This is a genomic window from Streptomyces changchenzhani (genome assembly GCF_039766235.1).
Taxonomy (GTDB): Bacteria; Actinomycetota; Actinomycetes; order Streptomycetales; family Streptomycetaceae; genus Streptomyces.
This window is the reverse complement of record NZ_JBDHNH010000006.1, coordinates 232302-247336: the sequence shown is the minus strand read 5'-3', so window position 1 is coordinate 247336 and position 15035 is coordinate 232302. Positions and strand designations below refer to the sequence as shown.

14 protein-coding genes are annotated in these 15035 nt (G+C 72.3%); 11 read left to right on the top strand and 3 right to left on the bottom strand.

Annotated features, from left to right (window positions below; genetic code table 11):
• A complete protein-coding gene (locus tag ABCR94_RS20695) occupies nucleotides 1-798 on the top strand; it encodes a 3-oxoacyl-ACP reductase (RefSeq protein ID WP_347121058.1) in 798 nt (265 codons plus the stop codon).
• Between the two features lie 64 nt (nucleotides 799-862).
• Here the strand turns inward: ABCR94_RS20695 and ABCR94_RS20690 are convergent, their stop codons facing one another.
• Nucleotides 863-2065 (bottom strand): amino acid deaminase/aldolase, encoded by a 1203-nt coding sequence (locus ABCR94_RS20690; RefSeq protein WP_347121056.1) that lies wholly within the window; start codon nucleotides 2063-2065, stop codon nucleotides 863-865.
• A 729-nt stretch (nucleotides 2066-2794) separates the two neighbouring features.
• On the opposite strand from ABCR94_RS20690, the gene ABCR94_RS20685 reads away from it, so the two are divergent.
• Together ABCR94_RS20685 and mycP are read left to right on the top strand one after the other, a co-directional pair.
• Complete coding sequence (locus ABCR94_RS20685; protein ID WP_521977417.1) at nucleotides 2795-3982, top strand: hypothetical protein; 1188 nt, start codon at nucleotides 2795-2797, stop codon at nucleotides 3980-3982.
• Nucleotides 3979-5166, top strand: coding sequence for a type VII secretion-associated serine protease mycosin (gene mycP, locus ABCR94_RS20680; protein WP_347121054.1), 1188 nt, complete (start codon nucleotides 3979-3981; stop codon nucleotides 5164-5166). Before ABCR94_RS20685 ends, mycP begins: the two co-directional genes overlap by 4 nt.
• 107 nt (nucleotides 5167-5273) lie before the next feature.
• Here mycP and ABCR94_RS20675 read toward each other — a convergent pair whose 3' ends face one another.
• Nucleotides 5274-5945, bottom strand: coding sequence for a serine hydrolase (locus tag ABCR94_RS20675; RefSeq protein ID WP_347121052.1), 672 nt, complete (start codon nucleotides 5943-5945; stop codon nucleotides 5274-5276).
• Between the two features lie 64 nt (nucleotides 5946-6009).
• Between ABCR94_RS20675 and ABCR94_RS20670 the strand changes: the two genes are divergently transcribed.
• Nucleotides 6010-6741: an SseB family protein gene (locus ABCR94_RS20670; protein WP_347121050.1), complete on the top strand. Its 732-nt coding sequence runs from the start codon at nucleotides 6010-6012 to the stop codon at nucleotides 6739-6741.
• 28 nt (nucleotides 6742-6769) lie between these two features.
• Here ABCR94_RS20670 and ABCR94_RS20665 read toward each other — a convergent pair whose 3' ends face one another.
• Complete coding sequence (locus ABCR94_RS20665) at nucleotides 6770-7132, bottom strand: DUF1844 domain-containing protein (RefSeq protein WP_347121048.1); 363 nt, start codon at nucleotides 7130-7132, stop codon at nucleotides 6770-6772.
• Between the two features lie 376 nt (nucleotides 7133-7508).
• On the opposite strand from ABCR94_RS20665, the gene infC reads away from it, so the two are divergent.
• The 7 genes from infC (at nucleotide 7509) to pheT (ending at nucleotide 15010) form a co-directional block, all read left to right on the top strand.
• Nucleotides 7509-8210: a translation initiation factor IF-3 gene (gene infC / locus ABCR94_RS20660; protein ID WP_347121381.1), complete on the top strand. Its 702-nt coding sequence runs from the start codon at nucleotides 7509-7511 to the stop codon at nucleotides 8208-8210.
• A 123-nt stretch (nucleotides 8211-8333) separates the two neighbouring features.
• A complete protein-coding gene (rpmI, locus tag ABCR94_RS20655) occupies nucleotides 8334-8528 on the top strand; it encodes a 50S ribosomal protein L35 (protein ID WP_347121046.1) in 195 nt (64 codons plus the stop codon).
• 102 nt (nucleotides 8529-8630) lie between these two features.
• A complete protein-coding gene (gene rplT, locus ABCR94_RS20650) occupies nucleotides 8631-9017 on the top strand; it encodes a 50S ribosomal protein L20 (protein ID WP_347121044.1) in 387 nt (128 codons plus the stop codon).
• Between the two features lie 173 nt (nucleotides 9018-9190).
• Nucleotides 9191-10045, top strand: a complete 855-nt coding sequence (locus ABCR94_RS20645; RefSeq protein ID WP_347121042.1) for a TrmH family RNA methyltransferase — start codon at nucleotides 9191-9193, stop codon at nucleotides 10043-10045.
• A 55-nt stretch (nucleotides 10046-10100) separates the two neighbouring features.
• Nucleotides 10101-11240: a sensor histidine kinase gene (locus ABCR94_RS20640; protein ID WP_521977416.1), complete on the top strand. Its 1140-nt coding sequence runs from the start codon at nucleotides 10101-10103 to the stop codon at nucleotides 11238-11240.
• Nucleotides 11241-11354: 114 nt separating this feature from the next.
• Nucleotides 11355-12482 (top strand): phenylalanine--tRNA ligase subunit alpha, encoded by a 1128-nt coding sequence (pheS, locus tag ABCR94_RS20635; protein WP_347121040.1) that lies wholly within the window; start codon nucleotides 11355-11357, stop codon nucleotides 12480-12482.
• On the top strand, nucleotides 12482-15010 hold the full coding sequence (gene pheT / locus ABCR94_RS20630) for a phenylalanine--tRNA ligase subunit beta (protein WP_347121038.1): 2529 nt from the start codon (nucleotides 12482-12484) through the stop codon (nucleotides 15008-15010). The genes pheS and pheT overlap by 1 nt, the downstream gene beginning before the upstream one ends.
• The last annotated feature ends 25 nt before the right edge of the window (nucleotides 15011-15035 follow it).

Here is a 15035-nt window from a genome sequence, read left to right as displayed (position 1 = left end):
ATGAGCGAAACACCTGCACTTCCCGAGGGCGTCTGCCGCCGCCTCGTCGGCCGTACCGCGGTCGTCACCGGAGCGGGCAGCGGCATCGGCCTGGCCACCGCCCGCCGCCTCGCCTCCGAGGGTGCGAACGTCGTCTGCGGCGACATCGACGAAGCCGCGGGCAAGGCCGCTGCCGAGGAGGTCGGCGGCACCTTCGTACGCGTCGACGTCACCGACCCCGAGCAGGTCGACGCGCTGTTCAAGACGGCGTACGACACCTATGGCTCGGTCGACATCGCCTTCAACAACGCGGGCATCTCGCCGCCCGACGACGACTCGATCCTCACCACGAGTCTCGACGCCTGGAAGCGCGTCCAGGACGTCAACCTCACCTCCGTCTTCCTGTGCTGCAAGGCCGCCCTGCCGTACATGCGGCGCCAGGGACGCGGCTCCATCATCAACACGGCCTCGTTCGTGGCGCGGATGGGCGCCGCGACCTCGCAGATCTCGTACACCGCGTCCAAGGGCGGCGTACTGGCGATGTCCCGCGAGCTGGGCGTGCAGTTCGCCCGCGAGGGCATCCGCGTCAACGCGCTCTGCCCCGGTCCCGTCAACACCCCGCTGCTCCAGGAGCTGTTCGCCACGGACCCGGAGCGCGCCGCGCGCCGCCTGGTGCACATCCCGGTCGGCCGGTTCGCGGAGGCGGACGAGATCGCCGCCGCGGTGGCGTTCCTGGCCAGCGACGACTCCTCGTTCATCAACGCCACCGACTTCCTGGTCGACGGGGGCATCTCGGGGGCGTACGTCACTCCGGTGTAGCCCGTGCGCGTATCTCTCTGCGCATCGGCCGGGCGTCCTGAGACGTCCGGCCGATGCGCAGCGGTCACAGGAAGGTCCGGCCCTCGCCGCGGTACGTCGGTACGGTCGCCGTTACCCGGTCGCCCTCGATCAGCTGCAACTGGTCGAAGCGCTCGCACAGTTCGCCGGCCTTCGCGTGCCGGAACCACACCTTGTCGCCGATCAGTAGATCGTCGGCGGGGGAGCCGAGCAGCGGGGTCTGCACCTCGCCGGGCCCTTCCTGCGGGTCGTACTTCAGCCCCTCGGGCAGATAGGGGACGGGCAGCCGGTCCGGGCCCGCGACCCCGGAAGCGGGATAGCCGCCGCCCAGCACGGTCACGGTGCCGACGCCCGGCCTGCGCACGACGGGCTGGGCGAAGAGGGCGGCGGGGCGGCCGGTGAAGGAGGAGTAGTTGTCGAAGAGCCGCGGTACGTAGAGCCCGGAGCCCGCCGCGATCTCCGTCACCGCGTGCTCGGCTGCCGTGTGCTGGACACTGCCGGTACCGCCGCCGTTGACGAACTCCAGGTCGGGCGCCACGGCTCGAACCGCAGCCACGACAGCCGCACGCCGGGTGGCCAGCTCCTTGCGGGCCGCCTTCTGCATCAGCCTGATCGCCCGGGACCGCACCGGCCGGCCCGCGACCGAGTCGCCCACCCCGGCGACATGGCCCTCGTACGCCATGATCCCCACCAGCCGGAAGCCGGGGCGACGGACCACCGACCTTGCCATCTCGGCCAGTTGGGCGGGCTCGCGCAGCGGTGAGCGCAGCGCGCCGACCCGCACGCGGCCGCCGAGCAGCCGGAGCGAGGTGTCCAGTTCCAGACAGACCCGCACCTCCTCGGTGCCACCGTCCCTGGCCCGGTCGATCAGTTCGAGCTGCGCCGGGTCGTCGACCATCACGGTCACCGCGGCGGCGAGCTTGGGATCACCGGCGAGCTCCGCGAATCCGGCACGGTCCGCCGACGGATAGGCGAGCAGCACATCGTCGAACCCCGAGCGCGCCAGCCACAGGGACTCCGCGAGGGTGAACGACATGATGCCCGCGAACCCGTCCCGGGCCAGCACCCGCTCCAGCAGCGCGCGGCAGCGCACGGACTTGCTCGCCACTCTGATCGGCTTGCCCGCCGCCCGGCGGACCAGATCCGCGGCGTTGTCGTCGAAAGCCTCCAGGTCGACGACGGCGACAGGAGCGTCGAGATGGGCAGTGGCCCGGTCGTACCGGGCGCGGTCGGCAGCGCGGGGTGTCATGGCCAGAGCTTGCCAGAGTCGATTACCACTGGGTAGGGGGACGATCCGGTCAGATCCGCCCGACTTCCCCCGACCTCCGCGACTGGTTCCCGCCCGGCCCACGTCAGCCCGTAGAGTGAAGCCCACGCGGTGAGGATACGAACGGACCTGCCCCGAAAGGCGATCGGGCATCGTGGGGCACAGGTCGGGAGAACACGAACAGGGGGCCGGATGAGCACCGAAGCGCACCGTGCCCCGGCACAGCCCTCCACCCCGCAGGACCACCCCCGCACAGCTGCCCCGGACCCGTGGCTGTCTACGCCGGGGGCGCGGCAGTCGGTACCTCCGTCGGTCACGTCCGGCACCGAACCCCCTTCGGTCCCGGGCCCCCACCCGGCCCGCCCACCGAGCCCGCAGCCGCTTCACCCGCCCGCTCCGGCGCGTGCCGAACGCCCCTCCACACCGGGAGCGGGGGTCGCGCCGCCGATGGGCTCGACGGTCCGAAACGCCGCCCAGGCTCCGGCCACCGCCCCCAGATTCTGGTCCTCCCCGGCTGCGGACACCGCTCCCGGACCCCGCTCTCCCGCTCCCAGGGCCAGGTCCGCGCCTCGCGCGACCGCCCCGGCGTCACCTTCCGCCGACCGCCCCGCCGTCCCCGCAGCGCAGCCCGCGCCCCCGCGCACGACGGCGGACCCGGCCCGGACCGCCGACTCTCCGCGCCCCGCGCGTCCCCCCTTCGTTCCGCCGCGCGTGATCGGCGAAGCCCCCTCCGGGGCCCCCGGGCCCACCACCCGCGCGCCCGCGCGCGGCGCCGCACAGGACGTGGGTACGCCGTCCGGCTCGGACTTCGGTACCGGTACCGGCACCGCCCACCCGCCGAGGCCCGCCCGGCACCCGGCCGCCGCCCCGCCGGTCGAGACCACCACCCGGCTACGCCCCGTCACCGCCCCGCTGGCCCCGAGCCCCCGACCCACTCAGGCTCCGCCCCGGCCGGCCGGGCAGCCCGTCGGGCAGCCCGTCGACGGGCCGCTGCCCGGACTCGTACGCCGCAGGGCCGTCGGCGCCGTCGACCTGACGCCGCAGTCCGGCGCCGGACGCCCCGCCACGTTCGAGCCGCCGGTGCACTGGGCGGCGTACGAGACACCCGCCGAGACCACCACCCGGCTGCGCCCCGTCCGTACCCGCCGGCCCTCGCGGGTCCTGGCCGCCGCCGTCTGTGTCGTGCTCGGGCTCGGGCTGATCGGCGGCGCGGTCACCGGGAGCTGGCTGACCGGCGACTCGGCCGCCGATGGCACCGCCCCCGCCGGATACGCCGAGGCACGCGGCAGCTGGCACAGCGTCCCCGTCGACACGCTCCTCCCCCGCACGATCGAGGGCGACGGCGCGGGCCCCGGCGGAGCGGACCGGGACTGGACGCGGATCGCGGTCGCCCCGGACAGCAACTGCGCGAACGCCTTCGACCCGCTGCTGCGCAAGGCGCTCGCGCCGGTCGGCTGCGAGCGGCTGCTGCGCGCCACCTACACCGACGCCACCACCAGCAGCGTCATCACCGTCGGGCTGCTTTTCACCGAGGCCCAGGCGCCGGCCATGGAGACCCTGCGTACCCGTTTCACCGGCGAAGGCCTCGCGGAACGCGCCGACTTGATGCCCCGCACCTACCCGGTCGACGGCACCGCGGCAGCCGCCTTCGGCGACCGGCAACGCGCGAGCTGGACGGTGAGCGTGCTCACCGACGCCCCCGTCGTCGTGTACGCCGTCTCCGGGTTCGCCGACGGACGTACCGTCACCGACCCGCAGCCCGCCAAACCCGCCATGGCCAAGGGCGCGATCACCGCCCCCGCCCAGGCGGGCCTCGGCCACGAGGCGAAGGGCGTCGCGGACCGGGTCGAGCGGGCCCTGCGCAAGACGGTCGCCCCGGTCACGGAGACACCCCGATGACCCGCACCGCCAACCGGGCCCTCGCCGCCACCCTCGCGGCCACCGTCCTGGCGCTGCTGCCCGCCGCCCCCGCGCAGGCCGCCGACGGCATCCGCGTCCAGCAGTGGGCGCTCGACGCCATGCGTACCGAGCAGGCCTGGCGTACGACCAGGGGCGAGGGCGTCACCGTCGCCGTCCTCGACACCGGCGTGGACGACGCGCACCCGGACCTCGCGGGCCAGGTGCTCACCGGCAAGGACCTCATCGGCTTCGGGGCCCGGCGGGGCGACCGGCCGTGGGCCCGGCACGGCACCGCGATGGCCGGCATCATCGCGGGCCACGGACACGGCCCCGGCCGCACCGACGGCGTGCTCGGCATCGCGCCCCGGGCGAAGATCCTGCCGGTCCGGGTGATCCTCGAAGGCGGCGACACGGCCCGCAAGAAGGCCCGCAGCTCCCGGGGCAACGCCCTTGCCCAGGGCATCCGTTGGGCCGCCGACAACGGCGCCGACGTCATCAACCTCTCGCTGGGCGACGACAGCAAGTCCGCCCACCCGGAGCCCGCCGAGGACGCCGCGGTCCAGTACGCACTCGCCAAGGGCGCCGTCGTGGTGGCCTCCGCGGGCAACGGCGGCGAGGAAGGCAACCACATCTCCTACCCCGCCGCGTACCCCGGCGTGATCGCGGTGGCCGCCGTCGACCGCGACGGCTCGCACGCCCCGTTCTCCACCAGCCGCTGGTACGCGACCGTCAGCGCCCCCGGCGTCGATGTCGTCATAGCCGACCCCGACCGCCGCTACTACGAGGGCTGGGGCACCAGCGCCGCGTCCGCCTTCGTCTCGGGCGCGGCCGCACTCGTACGCGCGGCGCACCCCGGACTGGCCCCCGCCCAGGTCAAGAAGCTCCTCGCGGACACCGCGCGCAACGCGCCCCGCGGCGGACGCGACGACGCCCGGGGCCATGGCTTCGTCGACCCGGCGGCCGCGATCCGGGCGGGCGGCAAGCTGCGCCCCGCCGGCCTGCGCCCGGCCGCGGCGGCGCACGGCGACAAGTACTTCGGTCCGGGCCCCACCCCCGAGCGCGAGGCCTACGAACCGGCGAACTGGTTCGCCCCCCTGGCCGGTGGCCTTGGCGCGCTGCTCCTGGCGGGAGCGGTGGTCCTGTGGCGCGGCAGCCGCATCAGCGGCACCCGCCGCACCTACTGACGCAGCCCCCACTCGGCAGCTCGACCCGCCCCAGCGGCACCGCAGCCGCACCCACCGACGGAGCCACCCCGCCGGATGCCCCGCCGGCCGCCGCACCCCCGCCGCACCTACGGCCGTGCCCACCCGCCGACCGCATCCCGGGCCACCCGCTCGACCAGCGCGACCCCCGCCTCCCGCGTGGCATGGCCGTCCGAGAGCACGGCGACCAGCAGGGTCCGGCCGCCCACGGTGACGCGCCCGATGCTGTTGACGGCCCACAGCCCTTCCGGGCCCCGCGGCATCCAGCCGTTCTTCACCGCCGCCCCCGAGCCGGCCGCCGACACCCCCCAGCCCTGCTCCGAGACGACCCGCTCCATCAGGCGCGCGATGCGCGTACGGGAATCCTCGCTCAGCACCGACCCCGACCCCGACCCCGCATCATCCGCCCCGAACACCGCCCGCAGCAGGGCGAGTTGATCCCGCGCCGTGGTCCGTGTGCGCCCCCAGGCCCGGTCCGCCCGGGTCCGGGTGAGCCCGAGCCGCCCCTGCGCCGCGTCCAGCCCCGCCGCACCGCCGATCACCGCCCACAGTGCCGTCGCTGCGTCATTGTCGCTGCGCCGGATCATGGCGTCCGCGTACGCCTCCTCGCGCGCGTCGAGCGGCCGCCCGGTGTCCTGGGCCCGCAGCAGCAGCGCCGCGAGAATGCCGACCTTGACGATGCTCGCGCTCGCGAACAGACCGTCCCCGCTCGCGGCCACGCGCTCGCCGTCCGGGTCGGACACGGCGCAGGAGATGTTCATGAGAGGCGCCCTGCCCGCGGGCCCGGTGAACAAACGCCCACGGACCGGCCGCTAGGCTCGGGGGGTGGCGCTCAAGAACATCCCGGACCCCGGTTTCTCCGAAGACGACGGCACGGCCGACCCGCGGCTGACCGCCGCGCTCGCGGCCTGGGCGGACGATCCGGCCGCCGAGCCGCAGGTGCTCGAAGCGCTGGCGGGCGCCCGCCTCCTGGTGCCGGTCGTCGCCGTACTCGGCGAGGTCGAGACCGACGAGAACGGCCTGCGCCGCGAGAAGACCAGCGACATGGCCGTGCCGACCCTCCAGGCCGGCGACCGCCGGGCCCTCCCCGCCTTCACCTCCACCGAAGCCCTGGCCCGCTGGAACCCCCAGGCGCGCCCCGTCGCCGTACCCCTGCACCAGGCCCTGAAGGCAGCGGCCCACGAGTGCGTCGACACTGTGGTCATCGACCTCGCGGGCCCCGTCCCGTACCAGCTCATGGGGTCCGCGCTGCTGGCGCTCGCCGAGGGCCGCACCAGCGCGGCGCCGCTCGACGACCCGGCCGTCACCGGGGCGGTACGCGCCGCGGTCGCCGCCGAACCTGCGGTGCTCCTGGCCCACCTCGGCCCCGGCAGCGCCGACGGGGTCCTGGCTCTGGTCATCGACCCGGCCGCCGACCCGGCCGCCACCGCGCGGCGGGTCGCCGAAGCGCTCGCGGCGGACGACGTACTGAGGGCCCGCCTGGTGCGCGGTCTCGACCTGGCGCTGATGCCGGCCGAGGCCACCCCACCGGGCGAGCCCCTGTTCGTACGCGAGTAAATAAAGGAAGAAAGAAGAAGGGGACAGGTCAGCCGTAGACGGGGCCCGTGTACTTCTCGCCGGGACCCTTGCCCACCTCGTCCGGCACGATCGACGCCTCACGGAACGCCAGCTGCAGTGACTTCAGGCCGTCCCGCAGCGGTCCCGCGTGGAAGGAGCTGATCTCCGTGGTGGTCGCGTCCATCAGGCCGGCCAGCGCGTGCACCAGCTTGCGCGCCTCGTCGAGGTCCTTGTACGCGTCGCCGTCCTCGGTCAGGCCCAGCTTCACGGCGGCGGCGCTCATCAGGTTGACCGCGACCGTCACGATCACCTCGACGGCGGGGACCTCCGCGATGTCGCGGGTCATGGCGTCGAAGTCGGGAGTTTCATTGGGGGAGGTCGCGTCGCTCATGCAGCCCACGATATGCCCCGGTGTCCCGGCGCCCGCCCCGGCCACCGGTTAGCCCCCACGGGCGGGAGCTGCTAACCTTGTGTAACGACCGGCCGGACACCTGTGTGCCCGGCCCACAAGTGGAGGCTCCGATCTCCCACCTTGCTGTCCTCGCGGACGGCGGGTCACCGGTCAAGCGGTCCCCATCGTTCCGTACGGACGATGGAACCGTTCGATGCGCCCCGTGGCAGGTACACGGTGGTGCTCCGGTATTTCCAGGAGCCCCGCCTGTGTTCCGTTCGGGGCTTTTTTCGTGTGCCCCACACGGTTGGTCTCTGGAAATAGACGTTGCGCGGCTGTCTGCCAGGCGGCCGTGTGGTGCTACTGAGGAGGATCCATCAGCGCCGAGCCCCGCATCAACGACCGGATTCGCGTTCCCGAGGTGCGACTTGTCGGACCCAGCGGCGAGCAGGTCGGCATTGTGCCGCTTGCCAAGGCCCTGGAGCTTGCACAGGAGTACGACCTGGACCTGGTCGAGGTCGCGGCGACAGCCCGTCCGCCCGTGTGCAAGCTCATGGACTACGGGAAGTTCAAGTACGAGTCGGCCATGAAGGCCCGTGAGGCGCGCAAGAACCAGGCGCACACGGTCATCAAGGAAATGAAGCTCCGGCCGAAGATCGACCCGCACGACTATGACACCAAGAAGGGTCATGTCGTCAGGTTCCTCAAGCAGGGCGACAAGGTCAAGATCACGATCATGTTCCGTGGTCGTGAGCAGTCCCGCCCCGAGCTTGGTTTCCGACTGCTTCAGCGACTCGCTTCCGATGTCGAGGACCTCGGCTTCATCGAGTCGAACCCGAAGCAGGACGGCCGGAACATGATCATGGTTCTTGGCCCGCACAAGAAGAAGACCGAGGCCATGGCCGAGGCTCGCGAGGCCCAGGCGGCCCGCAAGGCCGAGCGCCAGGGCTACGCGACGGACGACGACGCCGAGGCGTCGACGGACGAGGCCGCCGAGGTGTCGACGGACGAGGTGACCGAGGCTCCGGCCGCGGCCGCCGAGGTTCCGACCGAGACCCCGGCCCCCTCCGAAGCGTGACCTGCGGGGCTGCCATCCAGGCGCCCCCGGGTCCCGCCCGGAACCACATACCAAAGATCTGACGCTCCAGTAGTCCGGTTGTTCGCACCGGGGGAGCGCCACTGACGAGGAGAGAACGGCGCCATGCCGAAGAACAAGACGCACAGCGGTGCCAGCAAGCGCTTCAAGATCACCGGCTCCGGCAAGATCATGCGCGAGAAGGCCGGCAAGCGCCACCTCCTGGAGCACAAGTCCTCCAAGAAGACCCGCTCGCTGACGGGTGCGGTCGTTGTGTCCGCGGCCGACGCCCCGAAGATCAAGAAGCTTCTCGGCAAGTGATGTTGGGCCCCTGGGTGACCGGGGGCGCGACATTGAGGCCGGGACCAATTCGTTTCCGGGCCGTGTGAAGACACCCACGGCCCCGCTACAAGGAGTCAACAAGTGGCACGCGTCAAGCGGGCAGTCAATGCCCACAAGAAGCGCCGGGCAATTCTCGAGGCGGCCAAGGGCTACCGCGGTCAGCGCTCGCGTCTGTACCGGAAGGCCAAGGAGCAGGTCACCCACTCCCTGGTCTACAACTACAACGACCGCAAGAAGCGCAAGGGCGACTTCCGTCGGCTGTGGATCCAGCGCATCAACGCCGCTGCCCGCGAGAACGGCATGACGTACAACCGCCTTATCCAGGGTCTGAACGCCGCCAACATCGAGGTGGACCGTAAGATCCTGGCCGAGCTCGCGGTCAACGACCGTAACGCGTTCGCCGCGCTCGTCGAGGTCGCCCAGAAGGCGCTCCCGAGCGACGTCAACGCTCCGAAGACCGCCGCCTGATCCAGGCAGCAGCTCTTCCCATCGGACCCGCAGGCGTCTGTCGCCTGCGGGTCCGGTGCGTCCTGCGGGTCCGAAGCGTCGTGCAGGACCCTTTCCGTAGGTAGACGTGCAGGACCCCTCCCGTACGTAGACATGCTGGATCCTTCCGTACGCAGAGAAGCGAGCCGCCGACCATGGGCACCCCCGAGCTGATCTCCCCGCGATCGCCGCGCGTCGCCGCTGCCAAGCGACTGACCAGGCGCAACTTCCGCGGCAAGGAGCGCCAGTTCATCGCCGAGGGGCCGCAGGCCGTGCGGGAGGCGGTCGAGCACCGCCGCGACGGCCGGGCGACCCTGATCGAGCTGTTCGCCACCGTCGAGGCGGCCGAGCGGTACGCCGACATCGTCGAAGCGGCCCACACCGCGGGCGCGCGGGTGCATCTGGCGCCCGACGAGGTACTCGCCGAGGTCTCGCAGACCGTCACACCGCAGGGCATCGTCGGCGTCTGCCACTTCCTCGACTCGCCCTTCGAGGAGATTCTCGCCGCGAAGCCCAGGCTGGTCGCCGTCCTCGCGCATGTACGCGACCCGGGGAACGCCGGAACGGTGCTGCGCTGCGCGGACGCCGCGGGGGCCGACGCGGTTGTCCTCACCGACGCCTCGGTCGACCTCTACAACCCCAAGTCGGTTCGGGCCTCGGTCGGTTCGATCTTCCATCTGCCCGTCGCCGTAGGCGTACCGGTCGAGCAGGCGGTGAGCGGGCTCAAGGCCGCGGGTGTACGTATCCTCGCCGCCGACGGCGCGGGCGACGACGACCTCGACGCCGAGCTCGACGCCGGCACCATGGGCGGCCCCAGCGCCTGGGTCTTCGGCAACGAGGCCTGGGGACTCCCGGCGGAGACCCGCGCACTCGCCGACGCCGTGGTGCGCGTTCCGATCCATGGCAGAGCCGAGAGCCTCAACCTCGCGACGGCCGCCGCCGTGTGTCTCTACGCCTCGGCCCGTGCGCAGCGTGCTTCCGGAGGGTGCCGCAGCGTTACCTCCAACTAGTAGTGTGACGGGCTTGGGGACCCACTGCGCTATTCGAAAGAGGTGGGGTACGGGGATGCCTGTCGGCATGAACGGCCTGTCCGGTCTGCGTGATTCCTTGCTGCGTACGTCCGATGAACCGGACGGCTTCGGGATCGATCCGGACGACCTGCCCGACGGTCTCGCCGTGGCCGACGAGAGCGGTCGCGTCATCTGCTTCAACGACGCCGCGGCCCGGATCACCGCCATCGCCAAGGACGCCGCGCTGGGCAGACCGCTTGAGCTCGCCCTGCCGCTGGAGGACCTCGAAGGCCGCCGCTGGTGGACGCTGACCGATCCGTACGGCGGACTCGCCATCAGGGTCGGCCAGCCCGAGCGCAATCTGCTGCTGCCCGGCGGCCGCGAGGTGCTGGTCTCCGCCCGATACGTACGCGAGGAGCCGACCGGGCCCGTGCGGCGGGTCGTCGTCGCCATCCGCGGCACCGAGGCCAGGCGCCGCACCGAGCGCAGCCACGCCGAGCTGATCGCCACCGTCGCCCATGAGCTGCGCTCCCCGCTGACCTCCGTCAAGGGCTTCACGGCGACGCTGCTCGCCAAGTGGGAGCGGTTCACCGACGATCAGAAGCGGCTGATGCTGGAGACCGTCGACGCCGACGCCAACCGCATCACACGGCTGATCGCCGAGCTCCTCGACATCTCCCGCATCGACGCCGGCCGCCTGGAGCTGCGCCGCCAGCCGGTCGACATCGCCGCGGCCGTCGGACGCCATGTGCAGGGCGCGATCTCCTCCGGCCAGGAGCCCGACCGCTTCCTGGTACGGGTCCAGCAGCCGCTGCCCGACCTCTGGGCCGACCCGGACAAGATCGACCAGGTCATGGGCAACCTGCTGGAAAATGCGGTGCGGCACGGCGAGGGAACAGTCACCATCGAGATGGCACCCGCGCACCTGAAGTACGCGGAGCACCTGGCGAACTCGGCGAAGGGAACGGCCGTCACCGTGAGCGACGAAGGCCCCGGCATCCCCGAGGAGTCGATGGGCCGTGTCTTCACCCGTTTCTGGCGGGGGAGCAAGCGCGGCGGGACCGGCCTTGGGCTGTACATCGTCAAGGGCATCGTCGAGGCGCACGGCGGCTCGATCGCGGTCGGCCGGGGGCCGGGCGGCGGCGCGGAGTTCCGATTTATTCTGCCCGTCGGCGCTCCGGCCTATCTGAGCTGAGCAGCCCACGGGCCACTCCACCCCTCGCGACCTTTAGACTCGACCTTTGGCACCTTTGCGTCCTCAGCGGTCGAGCGGGGCCGCGCCATCAGCCAATCGGAAGTACGGGAAGAGATGTCCGCACCCAATAAGTCGTACGACCCTGTTGAGGTCGAGGCGCTGAAACCGGCCGAGATCGAGCGCATGCGCGACGAGGCGCTCGCCGCCTTCGCCGCCGCCGGTGATCTCGACGCGCTGGCCCGCGCGAAGACCGCGCACAGCGGTCCCACCTCGCCCCTCTCGCTCGCCAACCGCGAGATCGGCGCCCTGCCGCCGGCCGCCAAGGCCGAGGCGGGCAAGCGTGTGGGCATGGCCCGCGGCGCCGTGAACAAGGCCCTCGCCGCCCGCCTGGCGGCCCTGGAGACCGAGCGCGACGAGCGCGTGCTGGTCGAGGAGGCAGTGGATGTCACGCTGCCCCACGACCGGGTCCCGGCCGGCGCCCGCCACCCGCTGACCACCTTCATGGAGCGCGTCTCCGACGTCTTCGTCGCCATGGGCTACGAGGTCGCCGAGGGCCCCGAGGCCGAGGCGGAGTGGTTCAACTTCGACGCCCTGAACTTCGTGCCCGACCACCCGGCCCGCCAGATGCAGGACACCTTCTTCGTCAAGGACGCTGACGGCGGCCAGGGCGACGAGTCCGGCGTCGTACTGCGCACCCACACCTCCCCGGTCCAGGCCCGCACGCTGCTCGACCGTGAGCCGCCCGTGTACGTCGTCTGCCCCGGGCGGGTCTACCGCACCGACGAGCTGGACGCGACGCACACCCCGGTCTTCCACCAGATCGAGCTGCTCGCCGTCGACGAGGGCCTCACCATGGCCGACCTCAAGGGCACCCTGGACCACATGGTCCAGGCGCTCTTCGGCGAGGGCATGAAGACCCGGCTGCGGCCGAACTACTTCCCGTTCACCGAGCCGTCCGCCGAGATGGACATGGTCTGTTACGTCTGCCGCGGCGAGTCCGTCGGCAACCCGGACCGTCCCTGCCGCACCTGCGGCAGCGAGGGCTGGATCGAGCTGGGCGGCTGCGGCATGGTCAACCCGAAGGTGCTCGTCGCCTGCGGTGTGGACCCCGCCAAGTACAGCGGATTCGCCTTCGGGTTCGGCATCGAGCGGATGCTGATGTTCCGGCACAACGTGGAAGACATGCGCGACATGGTCGAGGGTGACGTCCGGTTCACTCGGCCCTTCGGGATGGAGATCTGATGCGGGTCCCGCTTTCCTGGCTGCGGGAGTACGTCGATCTCCCCGCCACCGAGACAGGCCGTGACGTACAGGCCAAGCTCGTCCCCGCGGGGCTGGAGGTCGAAGCTGTCGAGCAGCTCGGCGCCGGCCTCAAGGGCCCGCTGGTCGTCGGCAAGGTCCTCACCATCGAGGAACTGACGGAGTTCAAGAAGCCCATCCGCTTCTGCACCGTCGACGTCGGTTCCGCCAACGGCACCGGCGAGCCGCAGGAGATCGTCTGCGGCGCCCGCAACTTCGCCGTCGGCGACAAGGTCGTCGTGGTCCTGCCGGGCGCCGTCCTGCCCGGCGACTTCGGCATCGCCGCGCGCCAGACGTACGGCAAGACCTCGCACGGCATGATCTGCTCCGGCGACGAGCTGGGCATGGGCGACGACGGCACCGGCGGCATCATCGTGCTGCCGCCCGAGTACGAGGTGGGCACCGACGCCATCGAGCTCCTTGAGCTCGTCGACGAGGTGCTCGACATCGCCGTGACGCCCGACCGCGGCTACTGCCTGTCGATGCGCGGCATCGCCCGCGAGACCGCCACCGCGTACGGGCTGCCGCTGCGCGACCCGGCGCTGCTTGACGTGCCCGCGCCGAACTCCTACGGCTACCTGGTCAAGGTCTCCGACCCGCAGGGCTGCGACCGTTTCACCGCCCGCACGGTCACCGGCCTCGACCCCGAGGCCCGCTCCCCGATCTGGCTGCGCCGCCGGCTGCAGAAGGCCGGGATGCGCCCGATCTCGCTGGCCGTCGACGTCACCAACTACGTGATGCTCGAAGTGGGCCAGCCGCTGCACGCCTACGACCGCTCCCGCATCGACGGGACGATCGGGGTTCGCCGCGCCGAGCAGGGCGAGAAGTTCACCACCCTCGACGGCACTAAGCGCGTGCTCGACGCCGAGGACCTGGTCATCACCGACAACCGCGGGCCGATCGGTATCGCGGGCGTCATGGGCGGCGCCAACACCGAGATCGCCGACGCCGAGACCGACGCCGAGACGGGCCGGGTCAAGGGCACCACCGACGTTGTCATCGAGGCCGCGCACTTCGACGCGCTCTCCATCGCCCGCACCGCGCGCCGTCACAAGCTCGCGTCCGAGGCGTCCAAGCGCTTCGAGCGCGGCGTCGACCCCGAGGCCGCGTCGGCCGCCGCCCAGCGGACCGTCGACCTGCTTGTGCTGCTCGCGGGCGGCACCGCCGAAGCGGGCGTCACCGAGGTCATCGCGCCCTCGGGACCCCGCACCATCAGCATGGGCGCGAACCACCCGGACCGCGTCGCGGGCGTCGAGTACGGCCGCGAGCGTGTCGTACGCCGCCTCCAGGAGGTCGGCTGCGACGTGTACGGGCAGGACGATCTCATCGTCACCGTGCCGTCCTGGCGCCCCGACCTGGCCTTCCCCAACGACCTGGCCGAAGAGGTCATCCGGCTGGAGGGGTATGAGAACCTCCCCTCGACCCTGCCCACGCCGCCCTCGGGCCGCGGGCTCACCGACCGTCAGCGGTTGCACCGCCGCGTCGGCCGCGCGCTCGCCGGGGCCGGCTACGTCGAGGCGCTGAACTACCCGTTCATCGGCAGCGCCGTGCTCGACCAGTTCGGCCTGGCCGCCGACGACGCCCGCCGCCGTACGGTCGAGCTGGTCAACCCGCTCTCCGACGAGGAGCCCGCGCTGCGCACCACGCTGCTGCCGGGTCTGCTCGGCGCGCTGCGCCGCAACGACGGCCGCGGCTCGCACGACCTCGCGCTCTTCGAGACCGGCCTGGTCTTCCGGCCCACGGGCAATGAGCACAAGGCCGTACGGCTGCCCGTCGACCGCCGTCCCACCGACGAGGAAGTCGCCGGGATCGACGCCACGCTGCCGCGCCAGCCGCGCCGCGCCGCCGTCGTCCTCGCGGGCGCCCGCGAGCAGGCCGGCTGGTGGGGCAAGGGCCGCCCGGCCGACTGGGCGGACGCCGTCGAGGCCGCTCGTACGATCGCCCGCGAGGCCGGCGTCGAGCTGACCATCCGCGGCGAACAGCACGCCCCGTGGCACCCCGGCCGCTGCGCCGCGCTGTACGTCACGGTGAACGGCACCGAGACCCTCGCGGGTCACGCCGGTGAGCTGCACCCGCGCGTCATCAAGGAGCTCCACCTCCCCGAGCGCAGCTGCGCCATGGAGATTGAGCTCGACGTGCTGGAGCAGGCCGCGGGCGGCGCACTGCTCGCGCCCCGGATCTCCACCTTCCCGGTGGCGACCCAGGACGTCGCGCTGGTCGTCCCCGCCGAGGTGGCGTCGGCCGACGTCGAGTCCGCGCTGCGCGCGGGCGCGGGTGAACTCCTCGAATCGCTCCGGCTGTTCGACGTCTTCACCGGCGAGCAGCTCGGCGAGGGCAAGAAGTCCCTCGCGTACGCGCTGCGCTTCCGCGCCGCCGACCGCACCCTGACCGTCGACGAGGCCTCGGCCGCCCGCGACGCGGCCGTCGCGCTCGCCGCCGAGCGCACCGGAGCGGTGCTGCGCGGGGCGTAACGCCTGGTGGAGCGGTGTGGAGAAG

What these genes read in the sequence shown, in the direction of transcription:
- ABCR94_RS20695 (WP_347121058.1), top strand. Translation starts at nt 1, where the DNA reads ATGAGCGAAACACCTGCACTTCCCGAGGGCGTCTGCCGCCGCCTCGTC.
- ABCR94_RS20690 (WP_347121056.1), bottom strand. Translation starts at nt 2,065, where the DNA reads ATGACACCCCGCGCTGCCGACCGCGCCCGGTACGACCGGGCCACTGCC.
- mycP (WP_347121054.1), top strand. Translation starts at nt 3,979, where the DNA reads ATGACCCGCACCGCCAACCGGGCCCTCGCCGCCACCCTCGCGGCCACC.
- ABCR94_RS20675 (WP_347121052.1), bottom strand. Translation starts at nt 5,945, where the DNA reads ATGAACATCTCCTGCGCCGTGTCCGACCCGGACGGCGAGCGCGTGGCC.
- ABCR94_RS20665 (WP_347121048.1), bottom strand. Translation starts at nt 7,132, where the DNA reads ATGAGCGACGCGACCTCCCCCAATGAAACTCCCGACTTCGACGCCATG.
- rpmI (WP_347121046.1), top strand. Translation starts at nt 8,334, where the DNA reads ATGCCGAAGAACAAGACGCACAGCGGTGCCAGCAAGCGCTTCAAGATC.
- ABCR94_RS20645 (WP_347121042.1), top strand. Translation starts at nt 9,191, where the DNA reads ATGGGCACCCCCGAGCTGATCTCCCCGCGATCGCCGCGCGTCGCCGCT.
- ABCR94_RS20640 (WP_521977416.1), top strand. Translation starts at nt 10,101, where the DNA reads ATGCCTGTCGGCATGAACGGCCTGTCCGGTCTGCGTGATTCCTTGCTG.
- pheS (WP_347121040.1), top strand. Translation starts at nt 11,355, where the DNA reads ATGTCCGCACCCAATAAGTCGTACGACCCTGTTGAGGTCGAGGCGCTG.
- pheT (WP_347121038.1), top strand. Translation starts at nt 12,482, where the DNA reads ATGCGGGTCCCGCTTTCCTGGCTGCGGGAGTACGTCGATCTCCCCGCC.